At 75.2% G+C, this 23432-nt stretch carries 18 protein-coding genes; 8 read left to right on the top strand and 10 right to left on the bottom strand.

Features of this window, described 5'->3' with window-relative positions; translation table 11 throughout:
• Positions 1-5: 5 nt before the first annotated feature.
• Positions 6-578, bottom strand: a complete 573-nt coding sequence (locus AB7J25_RS02145; RefSeq protein WP_428504383.1) for a peptide deformylase — start codon at positions 576-578, stop codon at positions 6-8.
• A 153-nt stretch (positions 579-731) separates the two neighbouring features.
• Between AB7J25_RS02145 and AB7J25_RS02140 the strand changes: the two genes are divergently transcribed.
• Together AB7J25_RS02140 and AB7J25_RS02135 are read left to right on the top strand one after the other, a co-directional pair.
• Entirely contained in the window at positions 732-1034 is a 303-nt protein-coding gene (locus tag AB7J25_RS02140; RefSeq protein WP_428504381.1) for a DUF3263 domain-containing protein, read from the top strand.
• Between the two features lie 54 nt (positions 1035-1088).
• Positions 1089-1697: a LytR C-terminal domain-containing protein gene (locus AB7J25_RS02135; RefSeq protein ID WP_428504379.1), complete on the top strand. Its 609-nt coding sequence runs from the start codon at positions 1089-1091 to the stop codon at positions 1695-1697.
• Here AB7J25_RS02135 and AB7J25_RS02130 read toward each other — a convergent pair whose 3' ends face one another.
• The 4 genes from AB7J25_RS02130 to moeA form a co-directional block, all read right to left on the bottom strand.
• On the bottom strand, positions 1698-4082 hold the full coding sequence (locus tag AB7J25_RS02130) for an AAA family ATPase (RefSeq protein WP_428504439.1): 2385 nt from the start codon (positions 4080-4082) through the stop codon (positions 1698-1700).
• Between the two features lie 204 nt (positions 4083-4286).
• Positions 4287-5231 carry a CDP-alcohol phosphatidyltransferase family protein gene (locus AB7J25_RS02125; protein WP_428504377.1) on the bottom strand — a complete coding sequence of 315 codons (945 nt, stop codon included), beginning with the start codon at positions 5229-5231 and terminating at the stop codon, positions 4287-4289.
• A gap of 5 nt (positions 5232-5236) precedes the next feature.
• A complete protein-coding gene (locus AB7J25_RS02120) occupies positions 5237-5899 on the bottom strand; it encodes a phosphatidylserine decarboxylase (RefSeq protein WP_428504375.1) in 663 nt (220 codons plus the stop codon).
• Between the two features lie 439 nt (positions 5900-6338).
• A complete protein-coding gene (moeA, locus tag AB7J25_RS02115) occupies positions 6339-7577 on the bottom strand; it encodes a molybdopterin molybdotransferase MoeA (RefSeq protein ID WP_428504373.1) in 1239 nt (412 codons plus the stop codon).
• A gap of 238 nt (positions 7578-7815) precedes the next feature.
• Here moeA and groL point away from each other — a divergent pair, with 238 nt between their 5' ends.
• The gene (gene groL / locus AB7J25_RS02110; RefSeq protein WP_428504371.1) at positions 7816-9441 is read left to right on the top strand and encodes a chaperonin GroEL; all 1626 of its coding nucleotides are present in this window, start codon (positions 7816-7818) and stop codon (positions 9439-9441) included.
• 99 nt (positions 9442-9540) lie between these two features.
• Here the strand turns inward: groL and AB7J25_RS02105 are convergent, their stop codons facing one another.
• The gene (locus AB7J25_RS02105; protein WP_428504369.1) at positions 9541-10506 is read right to left on the bottom strand and encodes a helix-turn-helix transcriptional regulator; all 966 of its coding nucleotides are present in this window, start codon (positions 10504-10506) and stop codon (positions 9541-9543) included.
• 62 nt (positions 10507-10568) lie between these two features.
• On the opposite strand from AB7J25_RS02105, the gene AB7J25_RS02100 reads away from it, so the two are divergent.
• From AB7J25_RS02100 to AB7J25_RS02090, 3 genes are all read left to right on the top strand, one after another.
• Positions 10569-11165, top strand: coding sequence for a TIGR03086 family metal-binding protein (locus AB7J25_RS02100; RefSeq protein WP_428504367.1), 597 nt, complete (start codon positions 10569-10571; stop codon positions 11163-11165).
• Positions 11166-11218: 53 nt separating this feature from the next.
• Positions 11219-12295, top strand: coding sequence for an HPP family protein (locus AB7J25_RS02095; protein ID WP_428504365.1), 1077 nt, complete (start codon positions 11219-11221; stop codon positions 12293-12295).
• Positions 12296-12380: 85 nt separating this feature from the next.
• Entirely contained in the window at positions 12381-13601 is a 1221-nt protein-coding gene (locus AB7J25_RS02090; RefSeq protein WP_428504363.1) for a low temperature requirement protein A, read from the top strand.
• A gap of 11 nt (positions 13602-13612) precedes the next feature.
• On the opposite strand, the gene AB7J25_RS02085 is transcribed toward AB7J25_RS02090, so the two are convergent.
• The 4 genes from AB7J25_RS02085 to AB7J25_RS02070 all read right to left on the bottom strand — a co-directional run bounded on the left by AB7J25_RS02085 (position 13613) and on the right by AB7J25_RS02070 (position 17615).
• Positions 13613-14218, bottom strand: coding sequence for a response regulator (locus AB7J25_RS02085; protein WP_428504437.1), 606 nt, complete (start codon positions 14216-14218; stop codon positions 13613-13615).
• 106 nt (positions 14219-14324) lie between these two features.
• Positions 14325-15500 carry a GAF domain-containing sensor histidine kinase gene (locus AB7J25_RS02080; RefSeq protein ID WP_428504361.1) on the bottom strand — a complete coding sequence of 392 codons (1176 nt, stop codon included), beginning with the start codon at positions 15498-15500 and terminating at the stop codon, positions 14325-14327.
• Positions 15475-15684, bottom strand: a complete 210-nt coding sequence (locus AB7J25_RS02075) for a hypothetical protein (RefSeq protein WP_428504359.1) — start codon at positions 15682-15684, stop codon at positions 15475-15477. The genes AB7J25_RS02080 and AB7J25_RS02075 overlap by 26 nt, the downstream gene beginning before the upstream one ends.
• A gap of 269 nt (positions 15685-15953) precedes the next feature.
• Positions 15954-17615 carry a DNA repair helicase XPB gene (locus AB7J25_RS02070; protein WP_428504357.1) on the bottom strand — a complete coding sequence of 554 codons (1662 nt, stop codon included), beginning with the start codon at positions 17613-17615 and terminating at the stop codon, positions 15954-15956.
• 437 nt (positions 17616-18052) lie between these two features.
• Between AB7J25_RS02070 and AB7J25_RS02065 the strand changes: the two genes are divergently transcribed.
• Together AB7J25_RS02065 and AB7J25_RS02060 are read left to right on the top strand one after the other, a co-directional pair.
• Complete coding sequence (locus tag AB7J25_RS02065; RefSeq protein WP_428504355.1) at positions 18053-23008, top strand: nitrate- and nitrite sensing domain-containing protein; 4956 nt, start codon at positions 18053-18055, stop codon at positions 23006-23008.
• Positions 23005-23421 (top strand): roadblock/LC7 domain-containing protein, encoded by a 417-nt coding sequence (locus AB7J25_RS02060; RefSeq protein WP_428504353.1) that lies wholly within the window; start codon positions 23005-23007, stop codon positions 23419-23421. The genes AB7J25_RS02065 and AB7J25_RS02060 overlap by 4 nt, the downstream gene beginning before the upstream one ends.
• Positions 23422-23432 lie beyond the last annotated feature (11 nt).

Here is a 23432-nt window from a genome sequence, read left to right as displayed (position 1 = left end):
ACGCGTCAGACCTCCACCGCGTCCTGCGTCGACGGATCCCACGAGAGCCCGGGCCGCCCCCAGCCGTTGCGCCGCAGCGCCTTCAGCGCCGCGCGCCGGTTGCGGCCCACCAGCCGGTCGGTGTACACGAGGCCGTCGAGGTGGTCGACCTCGTGCTGCAGGCACCGCGCGAGGAACCCGCGGCCCTGCACCGTCACCGGCTCCCCGGCCGCGTCCACGCCCGTGACCCGAGCCCACTCGGCACGGCCGGTGGGGAACGCCTCGCCGGGCACGGAGAGGCAGCCCTCCTCGTCCTCCTCGGGATCGGGCATCGTCTCGGGGCGCGGCGAGGTCTCCAGCACGGGGTTGACGACGACGGCGCGCACCCGCTGCCCGGTCTCCTCGTCCGGGCAGTCCATGACGAACAGGCGCAGGTCGATCCCCACCTGGTTGGCGGCAAGGCCCACCCCCTCGGCGGCGGCCATCGTCTCGAGCATGTCCTCCACGAGGGTGCGCAGCGTGTCGTCGAAGTCCGTGACGGGTCTCGTGGGAGCGTGCAGCACGGGATCGCCGACGATGCGGATCGGGCGGACGGTCACGTCCGGACTCTAGTCCGTCACCGACCGGACCCTCTCCCGCTGCGGCGCCGGGGTTTCGTCGGGCCGCCGTGGTTCAATCGCCTTCGAATGACACCGGTGTAATTCCGCGGCCGCGCAGGGGGGCCGGGGAGCCGGTCGCGAGGAGGTCCGTCGATGCCGTCCGCCACGCAGCCCCGCCACGAACACTCCACGGGCGCGACCGAGGGGCTCACCCTGCGGGAGCAGGAGATTCTGGCCTTCGAGCGCCAGTGGTGGAAGTACGCGGGTGCCAAGGAGCAGGCCGTCCGCGAGCTGTTCGACCTGTCGGCCACGCGGTACTACCAGGTCCTCAACGCCATCCTCGACAAGCCCGCCGCGCTGGAGGCGGACCCGCTGCTCGTCAAGCGGCTCCGGCGCCTGCGATCGGGTCGTGCCCGTACCCGTGCGGCGCGTCGCCTGGGAATCGAGCCCTGGTAGGCGCACGATGATCCGCGCTCGGTTACGGCGTGTGTCTCTCTCCAGGGGGTTCTCGTGACGTCACCCGCACCGTCCGGCGGATCGTCGGCTCTGCGCATCGGCGGACTGGCGCTGGTCGGGGTCGCCGTCGTCGCCGCGCTCGGGGGCCTGTTCACCCTGGCCACGGGCGGCGACTCCGCAGGCGACCAGGCGCTCGCGTCCGCCAGCTCCGCGGCCCCCGTCGAGCCCGCGCCGGTCACACCCCCGCCGGTGGACCCGTCCGCCGCTCCTCCGCCGCCCCCACCCACCACGCCGCCCGCGCCGCCCGCGCCGACTACGGCTCCGGCCGAGGAGCCGATCGCGCCGTACACGCCCGAGACCGCGCCGGACAACGCGGCCACCCCGGTCAAGGCGCCGCTGCGGGTCTACAACAACAGCCGGGTCAGCGGGCTCGCCGAGCAGGCCGCCGCGGACTTCCGGGCGGCGGGCTGGCAGGTCACGGCGGTGGGCAACTACAGCTCGGGGGTCATCCCGACGAGCACGGTCTACTACCAGCCGGGCAGCGAGGCCGCCGCCGAGACGCTGGCGCGCGAGTTCGGTATTCGGGCGCGGCCCGGGTTCAGCGGGCTGCAGTTCGGCGGCGACAACCTCGTCGTCATCGTCACCCGCGAGTTCGGCGGCTGATCAGTCCATGCGGCGCGAGGCGTACGCCTCCAGCGTCGCGAGCTGCAGCGGGTCCAGCGACGGCGGCACCACCTCGCGCGCCGCGGCGAGATGGGCCGCGGTCACCTCGGCGGCGTCCCGGTCGGCGCGCATCGCGGTGAGCGCCGCCTCCCGCAGCACGGCGGCGCAGTCCGCGGCGGAGTAGCCCTCCAGCTCGGCACCCAGCGCGTCCAGGTCGACGTCCGCGGCGAGCGGGGTGTTGCGGCCCGCGGCCCGCAGGATGTCGGCGCGGGCGGCGGCGTCCGGCGGCGGGACGTAGATGAGCCGCTCGAGGCGTCCGGGTCGCAGCAGGGCCGGGTCGATCAGCTCCGGGCGGTTCGTCGCACCGACGACCACGACGTCGCGCAGGGGCTCCGTCCCGTCCAGCTCGGTGAGCAGGGCGGCGACCACGCGGTCCGTCACCCCGGCGTCGGAGGACTGGCCGCGCCGCGGCGCGAGGGCGTCCACCTCGTCGAGGAACACCAGCGCTGGCGCGGCGTCGGCGGCACGGCGGAACAGCTCCCGGACGGCCCGCTCGGACTCCCCCACGTACTTGTCGAGCAGCTCCGCGCCCTTCACGGCGAGCACGTTGAGCCGCCCGGTGCCGGCGAGCGCCCGCAGCAGGAACGTCTTGCCGCACCCGGGCGGGCCGTACACGAGCACGCCACGCGGCGCGGCGACTCCGAGGCGGGCGAACGAGTCCGGGTACTGAAGCGGCCACAGCACGGCCTCGGTGAGGGCCTGCTTCACCTCTGCCATGTCGCCGACCTGGTCCAGCGTGATGCCACCGGTGTTGAGCGTCGCTTCCGTGGACATCGAGATCGGCCGGACGGACGCGACGGCGTCGAGAAGATCCTGCTGGGAGATGCGGGCCCCGTCCGTCCCGGCGGCGTGGCGCAGCGCGGCGCGCACGGCGGCCTCGCGGCGGACGGCGGCGAGATCGGCGACGACGAAGCCCGGCGTGCGGTCGGCCACCGCGGCGAGATCCACGCCCTCGGCGAGCGGGACGGAGGCGAGCAGGCGGCGCAGCAGCTCCGCGCGGGTGCGGGCGTCGGGCAGCCCGATGCTCAGCTCACGGTCCGCGAGATCGGGCGCCCGCAGCCGCGCGTCGACCGACTCCGGTGCCGCCGATGTCGCGACCAGCGCGACACCCGGCGTGGCGACGGCGGCGCGCAGCGCGTCCAGGGCGAGCGTGCCGAGCGGGGTGGGGGCTGCCGAGGGCAGCAGCGCCTCGACGTCGGTGACGAGAAGGACGGCTCGCTCCCCGCGCATCGCCGCGCTCCTGGCGGCGGCCGTCGCCTCGTGGACGCGGGCGGACGCTGCGCCGGGTTCGAGCGCGGCAGCCGCGGGGGCGGCGAGCTCCACGACACCGGCCTCGACGGCCGCCGCGGCGCTGCGCACGAGGGTCGCCTTGCCCGCGCCCTCGGGGCCGACGAGCAGCACCCCGAGGCGGGCCTCGCCGCCGAGCCGGACGAGCAGCTCGGGGCGGCGCAGGGTGAGGTCGAGCCATTCGACGAGGCGGCGGGCGGGCTCAACGTTGCCGATCAGCTCGTCGATCGCGAGGACGGGCTCGGGGCCACCCGGCCGCGGCTCGGCCGCTGGCCCACCCCGGCCCGCGGCAGCGCCGGGCGGCGCGTCCCCGGCCGGTTCGCTGCCGTGGCCTCCCTGCCCACCCCCGGGACTGCCCGGCCCGCCCCGTCCGCGAAGCCCGGGCACGCCACTCCCGCTCGCTCCCCCGAGCGAACGGCCCGTGTGGGAAGACCTATCTCCCGTACGGGCCGTTCGCGCGTCGGGGGCGACGGACCCGGTCACCGGCCCGCCCTGCCAGCCGACGACCGTCGACGGCACGACCGCCACCGCGCCCTCGGGCTCCGCGACCGCCACCGTGAGCAGCTCGCTCGTCCACGCGCTGCCGACGGCACCGGAGAGCCGCGCCCGCGCCGCAGGGACGTCCAGTCCCGCAGCGGGTTCGAGATCCTGCGGCAGGAGCGACACCGCGTCCCCGACCATGATGACCTTGCCCAGCAGTGCGAGCCGCACCGTCTCCGGCGCCAACGCGGCGCGGGCGAGCCGCGACCCGGCGAGGAGCACCTGCCGTGCGGGCTGCACCCGCGCCGGCGCCACCGCGACACTCGCGCCGTCCGTGAGGCCGGCGTTGGACAGTGTCACGTCGTCGAAGGTGGCCTGGCCCGCCGGAGCCCCGGCCGGGGCGGGCGCGGCGAGTGCCGTCGTCACCCGGGTGCCGGTGAGGCCGACGGCGTCCCAGGCCTCCAGGCCGAGCGCGTCGAGCACCTCGGGGTGCAGCCGCACGACGCCACGGCGCGCGTCCGCGGCGGAGGCGGCGAGCCGGGCGACCAGCGTGATCATCGGGGTGCTCACGGCGCAGACGCTAGCGGCTCGGCCCCGGCGCACCCGGCCAACGGCCCGAACGCGCAACCGCCGCCGTGCGAACGGCCCGAACGCGCAACCGCTCCCGCGCGAACGGCCCGTACGGGAAGTAGGTCTTCCCATAGGGGCCGTTCGCGCGGGAGACGCGGGAGAACCGGGGCCGCGCGGGACCCTGGTGCTGCGCTACCGCCGGCGCCGCAGCCGCGTCCGGCGGCGGGCCTCGTCGCCGGCGAGGGGCGTCCCGTTGGTCTCGCCGCGGCGGCGCACCGCCCGCGCCATCGCGCTGGCCCGGCCCGCGACCCGGCGCCGCAGGGGCGGGCGCAACCCGAGCCTGCGCGCCGAGCGGGCGGCGCGGGCGACGGCGCGGCGCTCCCGGATCGGCACGTCCCAGGCCTCCGGATGCCGGGCGAGCCACCGGTAGCGGTAGAGCGTGTACGGCAGGAACAGCACGTACGCGACCGACACGGTGGCGAGCCCGAGGAACGGCGCGGTGAACAGCACCGCGGCCGCGACGGCGACCAGGCCGAGCAGCGGCGCGATGAGCCGCGGTGGCACGCGCAGCGACTTCAGCGAGAGCGTGGGCAGGCGGCTCACCATCAGCACGGCGACGACCAGCGCCCACGCCCCGACCAGCGGCGCGGCCGACCACCAGCCCTCGCCGAAGTGCAGGTACAGGTAGAGCGGGGTGCCCGCCACGAGCGCCGCCGCCGGCGCGGGGACGCCGACGAAGAACTCCTTGCTGAACGGGTACGGATCGGGCTCGTCCATCAGCGTGTTGAACCGGGCGAGCCGCAGCGCCATGCACACCGCGAACACGAGCGCGACCATCCAGCCGAAGCGCCCGGCGTCGTCGCGCTGCCAGATGTAGAGGATGAGCGCGGGCGAGACCCCGAAGGAGACCAGGTCCGCCAGCGAGTCCAGCTCCGCGCCGATGCGGCTGGTGGCGTCGAGAAGGCGGGCCAGCCGCCCGTCGAGGGCGTCGCAGAGCGCGGCGACGCCGACGGACGCGACGCACAGCGGGTAGTTGCCGGCGAGCGCGAACTGCACCGCGGACAGGCCCGCGCACAACGCGAGGACGGTGACGGCGTTGGGCAGCAGCCGCACCTGCGAGGGGTAGGTGGCGGGCATGGTGATCAGGGCAGCTCGGCCAGGACGGTCTCGCCGCCGACGGCGCGCTGCCCCGTCGCGACCGTGACCCGCGCCCCGGCGGGCAGGTAGGTGTCGACGCGCGAGCCGAACCGGATGAGCCCGAAGGTCTCACCCGCGGCGACCTCGGCTCCGGGGCGGACGTCGCACACGATGCGCCGGGCGATGAGCCCCGCGATCTGGACGACCCCGATCCGCGTGCCGTCCTCGGCCTCGAAGAGGACGGCGTTGCGCTCGTTGTCCTCGCTGGCCTTGTCCAGGTCGGCCGACAGGAACGCACCCGGCCGGTACTCGACGTCGACGACGCGGCCGTCCAGCGGCACGCGCTGGGTGTGCACGTCCAGCACCGAGAGGAAGACGCTGACCCGCGGCGCCTTCTCGCGGGGGAGGTCGAGCTCGGGCGGCGGGACGACGTCCTCGATCGTCGCGACGGTGCCGTCCGCCGGCGCGAGGACGACGCCGTCGAGGGGCGGGGGCACCCGGTGGGGGTTGCGGAAGAACGCGGCGGTGGCGGCGGTGGCGAGCGCACCGAGCAGCGCACCCCGGCCCGTCACCAGGCACAACGCGGTGGCGACCCCGCCGACGGCAGCGACGATCGGGCGTCCGCCGGGGTGCATCGGGGGGATCGCCGCGCGGATCAGCCTGGCCATGTGGGTCGGCGAGATCCCCGGAGGGGACACGCCGGAGAGGTCGGCCGGAGGCGTCTCGTGGCGCACGGGCCGCTACGCTACGCGCACTCGCCGGCCCGTCGCGGCCGGGCCCGCCGATCATCGAGGGTGCTGATCGGGCCGTCCGGTGCAGATCCGGGACACAAAAAGGGCCGGGGCCGTCATCCCCCGAGACGACGACCCCGGCCGTGGAACCGCTCGTCCGCTCCCCAGCGACGGGCGGTAGGCCTTTTTGATCCGGTGCCTGGTTACCCAGCCACGCCGGACAGTATCCTCAGCGCTCCTACGTTCGTCCAGATCACCGGCAAGGATGCCGCCAATCTGCACCGAACGGCCGAACCTTCATCTGGTACGACGCTCCGCCGCCTCCGGATGTTGCAGGTTCCGTGTGTGACCTGTACCACATTACCCTCGGGTGCGTTCACCCGTCCAGCAGCCAGACCTCGACCGGCGTACCGGCCGCGACCTCGGTGACCTCCTCCGGGAGCACCACGAAGCACTCCGCGCGGGCCAGCGACCCCAGCAGGTGCGACGCCGGCCCGCCGATCTCGCGTACCTCGCCCGTCACCGCGTCCAGCAGGCCCCTGCGGAACTGCCGCTTGCCCGGGATCGACACGAGCTTCTCCGCGAGCGCGGCGCTGACGACGGGACGCAGCACGTGCGGGTGCCCGAGCGCGGCCCGCAGCGCCGGGCGGACGAACACCTCGAACGACACCTGCGAGCTCACCGGGTTGCCCGGCAGCGTCACGACTCCCACGTCCGCGGCATCGACCCGGAACCGACCCGCACCCTGCGGACCGCCCGGCTGCATCCCGACGCGCACGAAGTGCACGCCGCGGCCCGTGAACGCGTCCTTCACGACCTCGTAGGCGCCCGCGCTCACCCCTCCCGAGGTGAGGACGAGGTCGACGTCCCCGCGCACGAGACGGCCCGCCAGCCGCTGCGTGAACTCCTCGACGTCGTCCGGGACGAACCGCAGCAGCTCCGCCGCACCGCCCGCCTCCTCGACCGCCGCGGCGAGCATCGGCCCGTTCGACTCGTAGATCTGCCCCGGCTGGAGCGGCGTGCCCGGCGCGACGAGCTCCGAACCCGTCGACAGCACCAGGACGAGCGGGCGGCGGCGCACGGGCAGCGTCGCGAGGCCGACGGCGGCCGCCACCCCGATCTGCGGCGCACCGAGCACCGTGCCCGCAGCGAGGACGGTGTCGCCCACCCGGACGTCCTCCCCCGCCCGGCGCACCGCGGTGCCGGCGGGGACGGCCTCGGCGATCCGCACCCGCTGCGTGCCGCCGTCGGTGAGCTCCACCATCACGACGGCGTCCGCGCCCTCCGGGAGCGGCGCGCCCGTCATGATCCGGTGGGCGGTGCCCGGCTCCAGCACCGGGACGTCCGTACGGCCCGCCGGGATGTCCGCCGCGACGGGTAGCTCGACGGGCGCCCCGGCGACCGCTCCCGCGATCTCCGCGGCGCGCACGGCGTAGCCGTCCATGGCGGAGTTGTCGAACGACGGCAGCGCCACCGCGGCCACGACGTCCGCGCCGAGCACCCGGCCCCGCGCGCGGGCCAGCGGCACGTCCTCCAGCGGCATCGGGGGGAGGAGGGCGGCCACCGCCGCGCGGTGCTCGTCGACGGTCCGGGCGGCCTTCGCGGTGCTCGTCACGGCCCCCCATCCTGCCCGGACGGCGCCGCGGACGACCCACCGGGCGCAGCCCTGCGAGCGAACTTGCACTCGCCCGACCCGAGTGCTAGAACCGGCAGTGGCATCCGACTGGCACTCGTCGTGTTCGAGTGCCAAGCAGATCGTCAGTGTCGGGTCGGCGAGGCCGGCGCAGGGTTGCCGGCCGTCCGTCGCGGGCGCGGGCCCGACGAGTCGTCCCCCTACGGAGGAACACTTCCCCATGGCGAAGATGATCGCTTTCGACGAGGAGGCACGCCGCGGGCTCGAGCGCGGCATGAACGTCCTCGCCGACGCCGTCCGCGTGACGCTGGGCCCGCGCGGCCGCAACGTCGTGCTGGAGAAGAAGTGGGGTGCCCCCACCATCACCAACGATGGTGTGAGCATCGCCAAGGAGATCGAGCTCGAGGACCCGTGGGAGAAGATCGGGGCCGAGCTCGTCAAGGAGGTCGCCAAGAAGACCGACGACATCGCGGGTGACGGCACCACCACCGCGACGGTCCTGGCGCAGGCGCTGGTCCGCGAGGGCCTGCGCAACGTGGCCGCGGGTGCGAACCCGATGGCCCTCAAGCGTGGTATCGAGAAGGCCGTCGAGGCCGTCTCCGAGGCGCTGCTGAAGAGCGCCAAGGAGGTCGAGACCAAGGAGCAGATCGCCGCCACCGCGTCGATCTCCGCCGCCGACAAGGCGATCGGCGACCTGATCGCCGAGGCCATGGACAAGGTCGGCAAGGAAGGCGTCATCACCGTCGAGGAGTCGCAGACCTTCGGGCTCGAACTCGAGCTCACCGAGGGCATGCGCTTCGACAAGGGCTACATCTCGCCCTACTTCGTGACCGACGCCGAGCGCATGGAGGCCGAGCTCGAGGACCCGTACGTCCTACTCGTCTCCTCGAAGATCGCGACGGTCAAGGACCTGCTCCCGCTGCTGGAGAAGGTCATGCAGACCGGCAAGCCGCTCGCCGTGATCGCCGAGGACGTCGAGGGCGAGGCCCTGGCCACCCTGGTCGTCAACAAGATCCGCGGCACGTTCAAGTCCGTCGCCGTGAAGGCCCCGGGCTTCGGTGACCGCCGCGAGGCGATGCTGGCCGACATGGCCATCCTCACCGGCGGCGAGGTCATCTCGGAGAAGGTCGGCCTCAAGCTGGAGAACGCCGACCTGACGCTGCTCGGCCGCGCACGCAAGGTCGTCGTCTCCAAGGACGAGACCACGATCGTCGACGGCGCGGGCGATGCCGACCAGATCGCGGGCCGGGTCAACCAGATCCGCAACGAGATCGAGAAGACCGACTCCGACTACGACCGCGAGAAGCTGCAGGAGCGGCTGGCCAAGCTCGCGGGCGGGGTCGCGGTCATCAAGGCCGGTGCCGCCACCGAGGTCGAGCTCAAGGAGCGCAAGCACCGCATCGAGGACGCCGTCCGCAACGCCAAGGCGGCCGTCGAGGAGGGCATCGTCGCCGGCGGCGGCGTCGCCCTCATCCAGGCCGGCGCGGGCGTCTTCGAGGGCCTTGGCCTCGACGGCGACGAGGCCACCGGCGCGAACATCGTCAAGGTCGCGCTGGAGGCCCCGCTCAAGCAGATCGCCGTCAACGCCGGCCTCGAGGGCGGCGTCGTGGCGGAGCGGGTCCGCTCGCTCCCCGCGGGCGAGGGCCTCGACGCCTCCACCGGTGAGTACACGGACCTGATCAAGGCCGGCATCATCGACCCGGCCAAGGTCACGCGCTCGGCGCTGCAGAACGCGGCGTCCATCGCGGCCCTGTTCCTCACCACCGAGGCCGTCATCGCCGACAAGCCGGAGAAGACCCCGGCCCCGGCGGGTGGCGCGCCCGACATGGGCGGCATGGACTTCTGAGTCCTTCCGCAGGGGCGGTACCCGGTTCGCCGGGTGCCGCCCCTGCGGCGTCTCCGGGCATGATCATTGGTTGCGGGACATGAGGTGCGCCGGTGCAGGTCATGTCTCGGAACCGGTGATCATGTCGGTGTGGCGGGCCACCGTGCCCGCGGCCCGCTCCGCCAGCATCGCCCGCAGCTCGGGCGGGTCCAGCGCCTCGACGTCCGGGCTCAGCTGCCACAGCACCCCCGCGGCGTGGCGGAGGTCGCCGAAGTCGCAGCTCAGTACGTCCCAGCCGGCGTCGGTGCCGTGCGCGTCGACGTCTCGCGCCACCGCGGCCAGCGCCGCGCGCCGCTCGGGCAGGATCCGCAGCCGCACACGCACCCGCGGCAGGCTCGCCCGGAACCGGTCGCGCCGCTCCGCCCACGCATGCCGCAGGTCGACCGGCCGGCCCGCCGCGGGCTCGTCGAGCTCCGCGACCTCCCGCACCCGCGAGAGGCGGTACGTGCGCTCCTCGCCGTCGCGGGTGGCGAGCAGGTACCAGCGGCCCGCCGCCTCCACCAGCCCGACCGGGTCGACCGTCCGCCAGCGCGGCTCCTCGCCCCGGGCGGCGTAGCGCAGCCGCAACCGGCGCCGCGCGAACACCGCCCGCTGGACGGCGAGCAGGCGCGCCCGGGCGCTGACGTCCTCGGGATCGGCGGTGCCCAGCATCCGCTCGGGGCTGACGAGCACCCGTTCCGCGGCCGTGGTCGCGACCTCGCGCTGCGCCTGCGGCAGGGCCGCCACCACCTTGCGCATGGCGGCCGCCAGCTCCGGCCCCACACCCGGCCGCGCCCCCGCGACCAGCAGCGCCCGGGCCTCGTCGAGCGTGAGCCCGGTGAGATCGGTCGACCAGCCCGGCAGCAGCGCGAACCCGCCCGCCCGACCCCGCTCGGCGTAGACGGGGACGCCCGCGGCCGAGAGCGCCTCGACGTCGCGCAGCACGGTGCGGGTGGAGCACTCCAGCTCACGGGCCAGCGCGGCCGCCGACATCCGGCCGCGATGGCGCAGCAGCAGCACGAGCGACAGCAGGCGATCGGCGCGCACGGTCGTCAGAGTGCCAGGAAAACACGACAGGACATGTCATCTTTGCGCACGAGAGTGGCGCCATGACCGACTACAGCGATCCCCGCCCCTTCTACGACCGCGCTCTCGTCCACGTCCGGGCGCTCATGGCCGCCGTCCGCCCCGACCAGCTCGGCGACCCGACGCCGTGCGCCGACTTCGACGTCCGCACCCTGCTGAGCCACCTGCTCGCCACCGTCGACCGCGCCCGCGTCGTCGGCGCGGGCGAGCCGCCCTTCTCGGTGCCGTCGTTCGTCACCGGGGTGGCCGACGACGGGTGGGTCGACGCCCACCGCGAGGCCACCGAGCGGATGTGGACGGTGTGGTCCGACGACGCCCGTCTCGACGCGCCCGTCGAGGTGCCGTGGGGCCACGTCGCCGGCCGCGATGCCCTGTGGGGCTACGTCAACGAGACCGTCGTGCACGCCTGGGACCTGGCCGTCGCCACCGGCCAGGACCCGGAGGCCGACCCCGATCTCGCCGAGGCCACGCTCGCCGCCGCGCGCCGCTACCTCCCGGCCGGCCCGCGCGAGGGGTTCCCGTTCGACCCGGCCGTCGAGCCCGCGCCCGACGCCGGCCCCACGGAGCGGCTCGCCAACTGGAGCGGCAGGCGCTCGCGTCCGGCGCTCGTCGGATCGTAGGGTCGGCCGGCTGCGGGCGACCCGACGACCAGGCCCGCCGGAGGGGGTGGCCCGTGCGTGCCTGGATGACGTCGGCGCTGGAGTCGATGCGGCCTGCGCCGATCGGCTACCGCCGCGCGGACCTCCTGCGCGGCGGGCTCGGCGCGCTCCTCGGCATCGCGGTCGCCGCGCTCACGGCCCGGCTCGTCCCCGGTGGGCCGCCGCTCCTGCCCTACATCGTGGCCCCGATGGGCGCGACGGCCGTCCTGCTGTTCGCCGCACCGGCGAGCCCGCTGGCGCAGCCGTGGCCGGTGCTGGCGGGCAACATCGCATCGACGCTCGTCGGGGTCACCGCAGGGCGGCTCCTCCCGGGCGTCACCCTCGCGGCGTCGGTGGCCGTCGCGGCCGCGATCGTCGTGATGATGCTGCTGCGCTGCGTGCATCCGCCGGGCGGGGCCTGCGCGCTGTTCGCCGCCGTCGGCGCCCCGGCGGTGACGGCGCACGGCTACCTGTTCGCGCTGTGGCCGGTCGGGGTCAACACGGTGTGCCTGCTCGTCGTCGGGGCGCTGGTGAACAACCTCACCGGACGCCCGTACCCGCACGTCCCGGCGCCGCCACCATCGTCGGCCCCGACCCAGCGGGTCGGCATCGGCATCGACGACATCCGCGAGGCCATGGCGCGCCTCGACCAGGGCCTCGACGTGCTTCCGGGCGACGTCGCCACGCTCGTGCGCGAGGCCGAGACCCAGGCGCTGGACCGGCGCCTCGGCCGGCTGCGCTGCGGCGACGTGATGGTCCGCGACGTGCGCACGCTGCGTCCCACGGAGTCGATCTACCGCGCCCGGCTGCTCATGGAGCAGCACCGGGTCAAGGCCCTGCCGGTGATCGACGACGAGCACCGGGTCGTGGGCATCGTGACCGTGTACGACCTGTTCAACCTGGACCTGGTCAACCTCGACCCGGTGGCGACCGTGATGAGCAGCCCGGTCACCACGGTCGGGACGGACACACCGGTCGCGCGGCTGGTCGCGCTGATGGCCGATCTCGGCCTGCGCCACCTCCCCGTCGTCGACGACGAGGGGCGGCTCGCCGGTCTCGTCACCCGCGCGGAGCTGATCGCCGTGCTGAACCGGGCGATCGTCGCCGGCTGAGTGGTGGCGCGCCTCGCAGCATCCGTCGGCGCTCACGATCGCGAGTTGTCGACGCCGGCACGATCCGTCGGGCACGATCTGGCCCATGGTGCCGCCGCGGCGGGGAAGGATGGAGGCGGTCGAGCGCTCCGCCCCCGTGACGACCCTGGAGCTGTTCTTCGACCTGGTCTTCGTGTTCGCGCTGACGCAGGTCACCGCGTGGATGGCGAAGGGCGTGGGCGCGCCGACCACCGAGAACGTCGTGCGCGGGGTGCTGATCGTCGTGATCCTCTGGTGGAGCTGGGTCGGCTTCGCCTGGCTGTGCAATGTCGTGAAGGCGGACGAGGGCGCGGTCCGGGTCGGGATGTTCCTCGCGATGGCCGTCATGTTCGTGGCGGCGCTGACGATCCCCGAGGCGTTCGTGGACATCCCGGGCGGCCTGTACGGGCCGGCGGTGTTCGCGGCCTGCTACTTCGCTGCGAGGGTCGTCCACATCGGCATGTTCTGGCTGGCCAGTCGCGAGGACCCACAGCTGCGCTCGCAGCTCGTGCGCTTCGCGGTTCCGACGGCCTGGGGAACGATCATGCTGCTCGTGGCCGCCCAGACGGAGGGCACGACGCAGACGGTGCTGTGGGCCGTGGCCCTGCTGGGCGACCTCGCCGGCACCCGGGTGTCCGGCAACCAGTGGCGGATCCACTCGCCGACGCAGTTCGCCGAGCGGCACGGGCTCATCATCATCGTGGCGCTCGGGGAGAGCATCGTCTCGATCGGGGTCGGCGTCGTGAACCTGCCGATCTCCTGGCCGATCATCGCCGCCTCCGCGCTCGGGCTGGCCGTCGTCGGAGCGCTCTGGTGGGCCTACTTCGACGTCACGGCGCTGGTGACGGAGCGGGCGTTCGCGGCGGCTGAGGGCGAGGAGCGGATCCGCATCGCCCGCGGCGGGTACACGTTCCTGCACCTGCCGATGATGATCGGCATCATCCTGCTGGCGCTCGGGCTGAAGAAGGCGATGAACTACATCGCGGGCGACTCCGGACACCACCTGAGCGACCCGCTGTACGGGGTGTCGCTGATCGCCCTCCTCGGCGGCACAGTGCTGTACCTGGCAGGGCACGCCGGGTTCCTCCGGTACGTGGCGGGGCAGGTGAGCCCGGTACGGCTGGTGACGATCGCGGTGCTCGTGGCGCTCCTGCCGGTGGCCTGGTTCCTGCCGGCCATCGTCACGCTGGCGCTGCTCGCCGCGGTGCTGTGCACCATGATCGCCTACGAGGCACACCGGTACGCGGAGGCGCGGCACACGGTCCGCCATGAGGAGCACGAGGGGTGATGCCGCCCGGGCTACAGCAGGCCCGCCTCGCTCGCCTTCCCGATGGCCTCGACGCGGTTGCGGGCGCCCAGCTTGTGCAGGGCCGCCTGCAGGTAGGTCTTGACGGTGTTGCGGGCGAGCCCCGTGCTCCTCGCGATCTCGGGGTTCGTGCGGCCCTGCGCGGCGAGCCGGAGCACCTCGTACTCGCGGCGGGTGAGGCCACTGCGGTCCAGCGCCGCCTGGCGGTCGGCCGGGTCCGTGCTCATCCGCGGATCGGCCACCCGTTCACCGCGCAGCACGCTGCGCAGGGCCGCGACGAGGTCGGTGGCCGCGGCGTCCTTGAGCAGGGCACCGTGCGCGCCCGCGTCGAGTGCGGCCTGCACGCCGTGGTGGTCGCCGTGCGCGGTGAAGACGACGACGCGCGCCGCGGGGCAGCGCTCGCGCAGCCCGGCGACGACCTCGGGGGCGAGCATGTCGGGCAGGCGCAGGTCCAGCAGCACGATGTCCGGACGGAGCACGGGGGCGCGTTCGAGGGCGTTGCGACCGCTCTCGGCGGAGCCGACGACGGTGAGGCCCGGGTCGCCGCGCAGGAGGAGCACCACCCCGTCCCGGACGACGGGATGGTCGTCGACGACCATGACGCGGGCGGCCGTCACGGGCGGACTCCCGTCGCACACACCGCAGCACGGTCACACAACCCGCAGACGGTGGGTGCCGCCGCCCCACGGTATGTGCCGGGCCGCGTCACGGGCCGACCTCCGGGCCGGGGACCAGCATCCGCAGGGTGGAGCCGCCGTCCTCGTCGTGGACGAGGCTGACCCGGCCCCCGAGGCGCGCGGCACGCTCGGCCAGCAGCCGGATCCCGAAGCCACTGCCGTCCTCGTGGGCGGGGCCGTCCTGGGCGGTGCCGTCGTCGGCGACCGCGACCTGCACGCCGCCGTCCACCTCGCCGAGGCTGACCACCACGGTGTGGACGCCCTGCGCGTGCTTCTCGACGTTGAGCAGGCCCTCGCGGACGGTGCCGACCAGCAGGCCCGTGCGTTCCACGTCGAGCGGCGCCACGTCGCAGAGCTGCACGAACCGGGCCTGGACTCCGGTGCGGGCCGCGAAGCTGCGGCAGTGCTCGGCCAGCTCGATCGGCAGGGCCCGCTCGGGGCTGGTCTCGGACAGCGCGAGCAGCGCCTCGCGCAGCGCGCGCGACGCCGCCGACACGTCCGACTCCAGCCGCCCCAGCCGGGTGGCCAGCAGCGGGTTGTCGGGCAGCGCCGTCCGCAGGTCGCGCACCTGGGCACCGATCGAGAACAGCATCGCGCCGACGGAGTCGTGCAGGGAGGTCTGCATGCGGCGGCGCTCGGCGGCGACGGCGTCGTAGCGCGCGGCATCGGCGCGCTCCGCCACCTGCAGGGCGCGCGACGCCTGGCGGGCGACGCCCTCCATGGCGCGCACGGCGTCGTCGCCGAACTCACCCGGCCCGCGCAGCGCTGCGTAGGCGATGGCGGCGGTGCCGGTGCCGTCCGCGCGTGCGACGGGGACGGCGGCCATCGCCGAGAGTGCCTCGCGGCAGACGTGCACATCGTAGTCGTGTGTGATCGCCGGTGAGGTGACGTAGTCGCTCACCCGGACCGGGCGGCCCAGCGACAGCACCCGCCCGCCGATCCCGCGCCCCTCGGGGACGACGAGGTCGCGCAGCGCGTCCGTACGGTTGCCGGAGAGCCAGCGGATGACGAGGTGGCGCGGGCTCTCCAGGTCGGCGACGAAGCCGATGTCGGCGCCCGCCGCGTCCCGCGCGACCTGCGCCGCCCCGCGCAGCGCGAGGACCCGGTCCAGGACGGCGACGAGTCCTTCCCGGTCCGCGAGGAGAACGTCGAGCAGGTGGGCCTGCTCGAGGGCTCGTTCAGCTGCCCGATCGCTCGACGGCATCCACCGACGATCGCACATACGCGGTGCGGTACGGCACCTCCGGGTGCAGATGCGCGGGCAGGTCCCGGCTGCAGACCTGCCGGTCCCGGTGTGCGCACATACGGCCCAGCACCACCGCGGTACCCACGGCGAGGGCGGTCCAGACGACCAGACCGACCGCGATCGAGCTGAGCAGTAGTGCCACGTCACTCCTCGGTGCCAGGGGTTGCGTCATTGTGTGCATCCTCACTGGCCCCGGGGCAATACCGTGCCCCGATCGAAGGCATCCCGATCGGGCGAGTGGTGACGCGTCGTCGACCACCCGCCCGTGATCGTCACCGAGCGTGCCGACGGCTCGCCCCGACGGCCGCACCGGACTGCACGGGGCGCGACGGTCTGGAACGGCCCCGAACGGTGTCGCCGCGCAGGTCGGAGCCGGTCCACCACTCGCGGGACCCCGGCGTGGGAGGCCCGTCAGCCGACGTCCGGCAGTGCGGGCCCGAGCAGGTCGTCCGCGTCCACGATCCGGTAGGCGTAGCCCTGCTCGGCGAGGAACCGCTGGCGGTGCAGCGCGTAGTCCGCGTCGACGGTGTCCCGCGAGACGATCGAGTAGAAGTGTGCCTGCCGCCCGTCCCCCTTGGGTCGCAGGAGCCGGCCGAGCCGCTGCGCCTCCTCCTGGCGCGACCCGAACGTCCCCGAGACCTGCACCGCGACGCTCGCCTCGGGCAGGTCGATCGAGAAGTTGGCGACCTTCGACACCACCAGCACCGGGATCTCGCCGCGGCGGAACCGGTCGTACAGCGCCTCGCGCTCGCGGTTCTTCGTCGAGCCCTGCACGATCGGCGCGTCCAGCGCCTCGCCGAGTTCCTCCAGCTGCTCCAGGTAGGCGCCGATCACCAGCGCAGGCTCGCCCGGATGGCGGGCGAGCACCGCCTTGACGACGTTCAGCTTCGTGTGTGCCGTGGAGGCGACCCGGTAGCGCTCGTCGGCATCCGCGACGGCGTAGCCCATCCGCTCGTCGTCGGTGAGCGTCACCCGCACCTCGACGCACTCCGCGGGCGCGATCCACCCCTGCGCCTCGATGTCGCGCCACGGGGCGTCGTAGCGCTTCGGGCCGATGAGGGAGAAGACGTCGCCCTCGCGGCCGTCCTCGCGCACCAGCGTGGCGGTGAGGCCGAGGCGGCGGCGCGACTGCAGGTCGGCCGTCATCCGGAACACCGGTGCCGGCAGCAGGTGCACCTCGTCGTAGATGACCAGGCCCCAGTCCCGGGAGTCGAAGAGCTCCAGGTGGCGGTACTCGCCCTTCGATCTGCGGGTCATCACCTGGTACGTCGCGATCGTGACGGGCCGGACCTCCTTGCGCTCGCCGGAGTACTCGCCGATCTCGTCCTCGGTGAGCGACGTGCGCGCCAGGAGCTCGCGGCGCCACTGCCGGCCCGCGACGGTGTTCGTGACGAGGATCAGCGTCGTGGCCCGCGCCTGCGCCATCGCGGCCGCGCCGACCAGCGTCTTGCCCGCCCCGCAGGGCAGCACGACCACCCCGGAACCGCCGGCCCAGAAGCCCTCGACGGCCGCACGCTGGTAGTCGCGCAGGTGCCACCCGTCCTCGCGCAGGTCGATCGGGTGCGCCTCACCGTCGACGTAGCCCGCGAGATCCTCCGCCGGCCAGCCCACCTTGAGCAGCGCCTGCTTGAGGTGCCCGCGCTCCGACGGGTGCACGACCACGGTGTCCTCGTCGATCCGCGCGCCGAGGAGCGGGGCGATCTTCCTGTTGCGCAGCACCTCCGCCAGCACCGCGCGGTCCGTTGTCGCGAGGACCAGCCCGTGGACGGGCGAGTTCGTGAGCTGCAGGCGGCCGTAGCGGCCCATGGTGTCCACGACGTCCACCAGGAGGGGCTGGGGCACGGCGTAGCGCGAGAAGCGCACCAGCGCGTCCACGACCTGCTCGGCGTCGTGCCCGGCCGCGCGGGCGTTCCACAGCGCCAGCGGCGTGACCCGGTAGGTGTGGACGTGCTCGGGCGCCCGCTCCAGCTCGGCGAACGGGGCGATGGCCATGCGCGCGTCCGCCGAGTCCGGGTGGTCGACCTCGAGCAGCAGCGTCTTGTCGGACTGGACGATCAGGGGTCCTTCGGGCACGTGTTCTCCCTACCGCACGACACCGACAACCGGCGCGCCGGCGGGTGAGGAGCGACCTCGGCGACGGGGGCTGCGAGGGCGCCTGTCGACACCTGTTTACACTGCTGCATCCCGAAACAGGCACGCTCAGGACGCACAACTGCTCGTGGGAGACCCTACCGGGTCGACTTGGCACCTGCCCGCAACATGGGCGCGTGTCGAGCCACACGGGCCACCACACGAATGACACAAGATCCGACGACTCTCCCGATGCCCATCGTGCGGCTCCCCGCCACCGTTCCCCGCACGCCTCGACCGTTCGCCGCAGCGCGGTGTCGGTCCGACGTTCACGGCTTCACGTGCCGCGACGCGGGCATGTCAGAGTTCCTCGGATCGTCGCCGAACGGGGCGTCGGCGCCCGGCACCCCGTCACAGCACGACAGCGAGGGGACGCGCCCGTGAACAGCCCACTACCGAGGGCCTCCTGGTCCGAACGGATCCAGCCACGAAGCTGGCCCCTGCCGGTCAAGCTCGTCGCGGTGATCGCGGTGCCCGCGCTGTTCGCCCTCGTCCTCGGGGTGCTGCGCGTCCTCGACCAGAGCACCGCCGCAGCGGACTTCGACCGGATCGACCGGATCGCGGCCGTCCAGGAGCGCTACGCCGCGCTCGCCGGCAGGCTGCAGGAGGAGCGGCTGGCCGCCGTCGAGTTCGTCGCGGTCCGCGACCGCAGGGACCCCGCCCCGTTCGAGGCCGCCACGCGCGCGACCGACCAGGCCCGCACCGACGCCGCAGAGCTGCTCGGCGACCAGTCCGACCTCAACGCCGGCTCCGTGGGCGCGCTGCGCCAGGTCGAGAACACCTACTTCCGGCTCACCCAGCTGCGCCGCCAGGTCCTCACCGGCGCGAACGACGCCACCGACCTGCAGGCCCAGTACAAGGTCGTCGTCGAGCCGTTGCTCGTGTTCGACACCGCGCTGACCCGCCAGCTCACCGATCCCGAGACCAGCGGGCTCGCCCAGGCCGTCGGCGCGCTCGGCGAGGCCCGCGAGCAGGTGGCCGCCCAGCAGGCCGTCGTCGCCGCGGCGCTCGCGGCCGGCAGCCTCTCCGACGCCCAGGCGGACGCCCTGGGAGCCGCGGACGCACGCCTCGCCACGGCCACCGCCACCGTCCGGTCCGTGCTGAGCGACGAGCAGCAGACGCGCTACACCGACTTCGCCGGCTCCGTGGCCGCCACCCGCGAGCAGCTCAAGCAGAGCGTCGTGGACCGCGGGCGCGCGAACCTCCCGCTCGAGGTCGCCCCGGACGCATGGAACGCGGCGTCGGCGGCCGTCCTGTCCGAGATCGACTCGGCCGCTTCCGGTGCACGGTCCGAGCTGGGCGAGGTCACCGCCACGCAGAAGGAGGCCGCCAGCAACCTGGCCGGCATCAGCAGCGTCATCCTGCTGCTCGCCATCCTCCTCGGCGCCGCGGTCGTCTACGTCGTGGCCAAGTCCCTCATCACGTCGCTGCGGACGCTGCGCACCTCCGCACTCGACGTGGCCGACCGCAAGCTCCCCAGCGCCGTCCAGAGCATGCGCGACGGCGCGATCCCGGACGTCGACGTCAAACCCGTCCCCGTGACGACCCGCGAGGAGATCGGCCAGGTGGCCCGCGCGTTCGACGCGGTGCACAGCCAGGCCGTCCGCCTCGCCGCCGAGCAGGCCACGCTGCAGGCCAACGTCTCCAACATGTTCGCCAACCTCTCCCGCCGCAGCCAGGCGCTGGCCGAGCGCCAGCTCAAGCTCATCGAGCAGCTGGAGAGCAACGAGCAGGACCCCGACCAGCTCGCCAACCTGTTCCAGCTGGACAGCCTCGCCACCCGGATGCGGCGCAACTCCGAGAACCTCCTGGTCCTCTCCGGCACCGACCTCTCCAAGCGGGCCACCCAGCCCGTCCCGGTCGTGGACGTCCTGCGCGCAGCGGTCTCCGAGGTCGAGCAGTACCAGCGGGTGGTCGTGCAGTCGCCGCCGGACGCCACGATCGCCGGCCGGGCCGCGAGCGACATCGTCCACCTGCTCGCGGAGCTGGTCGACAACGCGACGAACTTCTCCCCGCCGGACACGCAGGTCGTCATGTCCAGCCAGCGGACCTCGGACGGCGCGATCCTCATCGAGATCCTGGACCGGGGCGTCGGCATGAGCGGCGAGGAGGTCGACACCGCCAACGAGCGCCTCGCCCGCCCCACCGCCGTGGACGTCTCGGTGTCCCGGCGGATGGGCCTGTTCGTGGTCGGCCGCCTGGCCGCCCGGCACGGTCTCGGGGTCCGCCTCGGCGGCGGGTCCGGTGGCACCACGGCCTCCGTCACCGTGCCCGGCTACCTGGTCACGGCCGGTCCCGGCGCCGAAGCCGGCGGCACGTCCTCGAGCACGCCGCCCACCCCGTCCACGCCCCCGACGCCGGGCCCGGACACATTCGTCCCGTCGCTGCGCGGCCCGGGCGAGCAACGCCCCGCCCCGCTGTCCGCGCTCGTCGCGGGCGGCGACGCCCCACCCGGGAGCCCCGGTGGCCCCCTGCCCGGCCCCCCCGCCCGCCGCCCCGGCCCGAACGGGGTCCCGACGGCCCCCGTCAACGGTCTGGGTGGCGCGGCGAACGGCCTCGGCCCCGACCACGGCCGCAACGGCTCCACGCCCGACCGGCGCGGGCCGGCTGCCCCTGGTCCGGACACCGGCTCGGCCTCCGACCTCCCGCTGCGCCACCCCGGGCAGATGCTCGGCCAGGTGCCGCCTGCGGCACCGGGCGTCGAGCGGTCCGGCACGCAGCACACGCCCCGACCCTCCGGCGCCTCACGCACTCCCGGCGAGCTCTTCGACCCGCCCGGCCCGTCCGGCCCGTCCGAGAGCTCGGGGGCGTTCGCGCTGCGGCCGAGCCCGAACGGCCACGTCGAGCAGCCGGGGTCGTTCGCCCGGCCCCCGGAGGACCTGGATCGCCGCACGGCGATGCCCGGTGCCGGCGAGCGGGGTGGTCCGGCCGGGCCCGGCGAGGCGGAGCGGCCCGGTGTCGCCCGCCCGCACGGGAACCCGAGCGGCCGCGACGGCAACCGGCCCGGTGCGTTCCCCACGGGCCTGCAGGCTCCCGGCCCGGCCGGGCCGCTGCCCGTCCGCCGACCAGGCGAGGCGCTGACCGGCGACCGGTCCTCGCCACGAGCGCCCGGGTCGCCGCGCCCGGCGGGCGCCGCGGACGGCGACCGGCCCACGCCGGCTGAGCCGCCGACCCCGGCGACGGAGGCGTTCCTCGCGCAGAACCCCGCCCCGCCGCTGCGGCCCGGATCGGATCGCGCGCAGGGCGACGACGCCGCTCGGACGGCGTCCGGCCCGTCCACCCCGCAGCGGGCCGCCGCAGGCTCCCCGACCAGGCCCGGCACACCCGCCGAACCCGGTACCCCGGCCCGTGCGGGATCGGGTGACTCGGCGACGGACGGACCGGCCGGCCCGCAGCCGGGAACGGCGGACCCGGGCACGCCCCTGGCCGGCCCGGCGACCTCCGCCGGCGCCGAGGGCGCCCGCGGGACGGGGTCGCCGGGCAGCGGCGGCACGGCCGGGACCGGTGCCGCCGGCGCCGACCGGCCGGGTGGGCCCGGCGAGACGGCCGACCCCGCCGTCCCACAGCGGTCGGCCGGCGCCGACCGGCCGGCGGCCCCCGACGCCACCGGGGCGCCCCGGCCGGGCGACCCCGGCCCGGGCGCCGCAGGGCGGCCCGGCGATCCGGCCGGCTCGGCCGAGACGTCGAAGCCCGCCGCGGCTCCGGACGCGCCCGCCGCGCCGGGCACGACAGGCCCCGCGGCCCCGGGTCCCGCCGAGGGCTCGTCGCGCCCGTCCGTCCCTGCGAGCGGGGCCGGCTCGGTCGCGGCCGCCGTCGCGGCGGCCGTCAGCCGCCCGGTGTCGGACGGCTCCGGGACCGGCGACGGTCCGGGGCCGGCGGGCCAGACCGGTGCCGACCGGACGCAAGCGGGGCCCGCCGCGGCCCTCGCGGGCGCCTCGGACGGCCCGGATCCCCGGCCCGGCAACGTCCCACCCGGCACGACCGCCCGCACCGGCGACGCCGCCTCGCGTTCCCGGCCCGGGCTCGACGCACCGGGTGCCGGCCGTCCCGGCACGCCGCCGCAGGAGGGCGGCTCCGACGGCGGTCCTGCTCATGCGCTGCGGTCGGACACCCCGCCCGCACCGGTCACGCAGCCCGGCCGGGCGCCGGGCCTCCCCGCGGGCAGCCCACCGCCCGGGCAGGACGGACCTCAGGACTCACCACTTCGCCCGCCCACCGCCGGCCGCCCGCGGCCCGGCTGGCCGGGCCGACCCGGGACGAAGGATCGCAACGCGTCGCCGAACGGCCTGGCGGGTCCCCACCGGGACCCGCGGCCCCTCGCGGGCCCGCCGTCGCAACCCGGCCCGACCGCCCGCCCCGGCAGCCGTCCGTGGCCGGGTCCCAGGCCCACCGCGCCGTGGACCCCGGGCGCGCCCGGTCCGGACCCGCAGGCACCCGGCACCCGCGCACCCGGTCCCGACCCGCACGCACCCGGCACCCGCGCGCCCGGCGGCCCCGGGGCCGGTGCTCCGGCGCCCGGGTCGGGGCCGGCGCCCCGCCCGGCAGCCGGCACGCCCGTCACGGCGGGTGCCGACACCGGCCAGCGGCGCCAGGACGCCCCGCAGCCCCCGGCGGACGCGCACGACGACGGCCGCGCGACGGATGCACCGCCCTCGATCGGCACCGCGCCCCCACGCACCAACGACCCCGCGGAGACGACACCGATCTTCGAGGAGATCGCCTCGGCGTGGTTCCGTGAGGATCGCCCGGTGCCCTACGAGGCCCCCCCGGAGCCCGGGCCCGATCCGCTGCCGGTCCGCGGCACCCCGCAGCGGCCGACGGCGCAGCCCCTCCCGGAGGTGAGTGCGGAGGCGCCGCCGCTCGGCACACCCGCCGCGCCCACCGCACCCGCGCCCACCGCACCCGCGCCCACCGCGCCCGCGCCCGCCGCATCCGCACCCACTGCTGCCGGCGCGTTCGCGACACCCGCCGACGACGGATGGCGCGCCTCGGCCGCAGCGGCCGAGGTCGTCGGGGAGGAGCTGACCTCCGCCGGGCTCCCGAAGCGCCGACCGCGAGCACGTCTCGTCCCGGGTGCAGCGGGCCCGGCCCCGCAGCCCGCGGACCCGGTGGGCCGCACGGGCTCGCCCGGGCACGGCGAGCAGACTGGCGCCGCTCGCACCGCGGAGGCGATCCGGAACCGCCTGGCGAGCTACCAGGACGGCGTGCGGCAGGGCCGGGAGGCACGGCTGCGCAGGATGGCGGCCGCGGCCGAGGCGGTGCAGGCCGCCGAGGCGGGCAAGGCACCGGTGTTCGCCCCGGGCAGCAACGGTCACCGCGACAAGGAGGGCTCGTGAGCCGACCGGACCTCAGCAGCTTCGGCTGGCTGGTCACCGACTTCGCCGACCGGGTACCCGGGGTGGCGCACGCCGTCGTGGTGTCCGCGGACGGGCTGCTGCTCACGGCATCCGCCCGCCTTCCACGGGATCGGGCGGACCAGCTCGCCGCCATCGCCTCGGGAGTGGTGAGTCTCACCAACGGTGCGGCCCGCTGCTTCGACGCGGGCGGCGTCGTGCAGACCATCATCGAGATGGACCACGGCATCGTGGCCCTGATGTCGATCAGCGACGGCAGCTGCCTCGCGGTGCTGGCGGCCCCGAGCTGCGACATCGGCCTCATCGGGTACGAGATGACCCTGCTGGTCGACCGGGTCGGCCAGCTCCTGACCCCCGAGCTGCGCGCCGAGCTGCAGGGCTCGTTCGCCCGCTAGGAACCCTGAAC

Source organism: Pseudonocardia sp. (genome assembly GCF_050246655.1).
Lineage (GTDB): Bacteria > Actinomycetota > Actinomycetes > Mycobacteriales > Pseudonocardiaceae > Pseudonocardia.
Note: the sequence above shows the minus strand (reverse complement) of the source record. Positions and strands in the feature narration are given on the sequence as shown.

Excerpts from the sequence above, each read along its gene's own strand:
- AB7J25_RS02140 (WP_428504381.1), top strand. The coding sequence starts at position 732 with ATGCCGTCCGCCACGCAGCCCCGCCACGAACACTCCACGGGCGCGACC.
- AB7J25_RS02130 (WP_428504439.1), bottom strand. The coding sequence starts at position 4,082 with ATGATCACGCTGGTCGCCCGGCTCGCCGCCTCCGCCGCGGACGCGCGC.
- AB7J25_RS02125 (WP_428504377.1), bottom strand. The coding sequence starts at position 5,231 with ATGCCCGCCACCTACCCCTCGCAGGTGCGGCTGCTGCCCAACGCCGTC.
- AB7J25_RS02120 (WP_428504375.1), bottom strand. The coding sequence starts at position 5,899 with ATGGCCAGGCTGATCCGCGCGGCGATCCCCCCGATGCACCCCGGCGGA.
- groL (WP_428504371.1), top strand. The coding sequence starts at position 7,816 with ATGGCGAAGATGATCGCTTTCGACGAGGAGGCACGCCGCGGGCTCGAG.
- AB7J25_RS02100 (WP_428504367.1), top strand. The coding sequence starts at position 10,569 with ATGACCGACTACAGCGATCCCCGCCCCTTCTACGACCGCGCTCTCGTC.
- AB7J25_RS02090 (WP_428504363.1), top strand. The coding sequence starts at position 12,381 with ATGGTGCCGCCGCGGCGGGGAAGGATGGAGGCGGTCGAGCGCTCCGCC.
- AB7J25_RS02085 (WP_428504437.1), bottom strand. The coding sequence starts at position 14,218 with ATGGTCGTCGACGACCATCCCGTCGTCCGGGACGGGGTGGTGCTCCTC.
- AB7J25_RS02080 (WP_428504361.1), bottom strand. The coding sequence starts at position 15,500 with ATGCCGTCGAGCGATCGGGCAGCTGAACGAGCCCTCGAGCAGGCCCAC.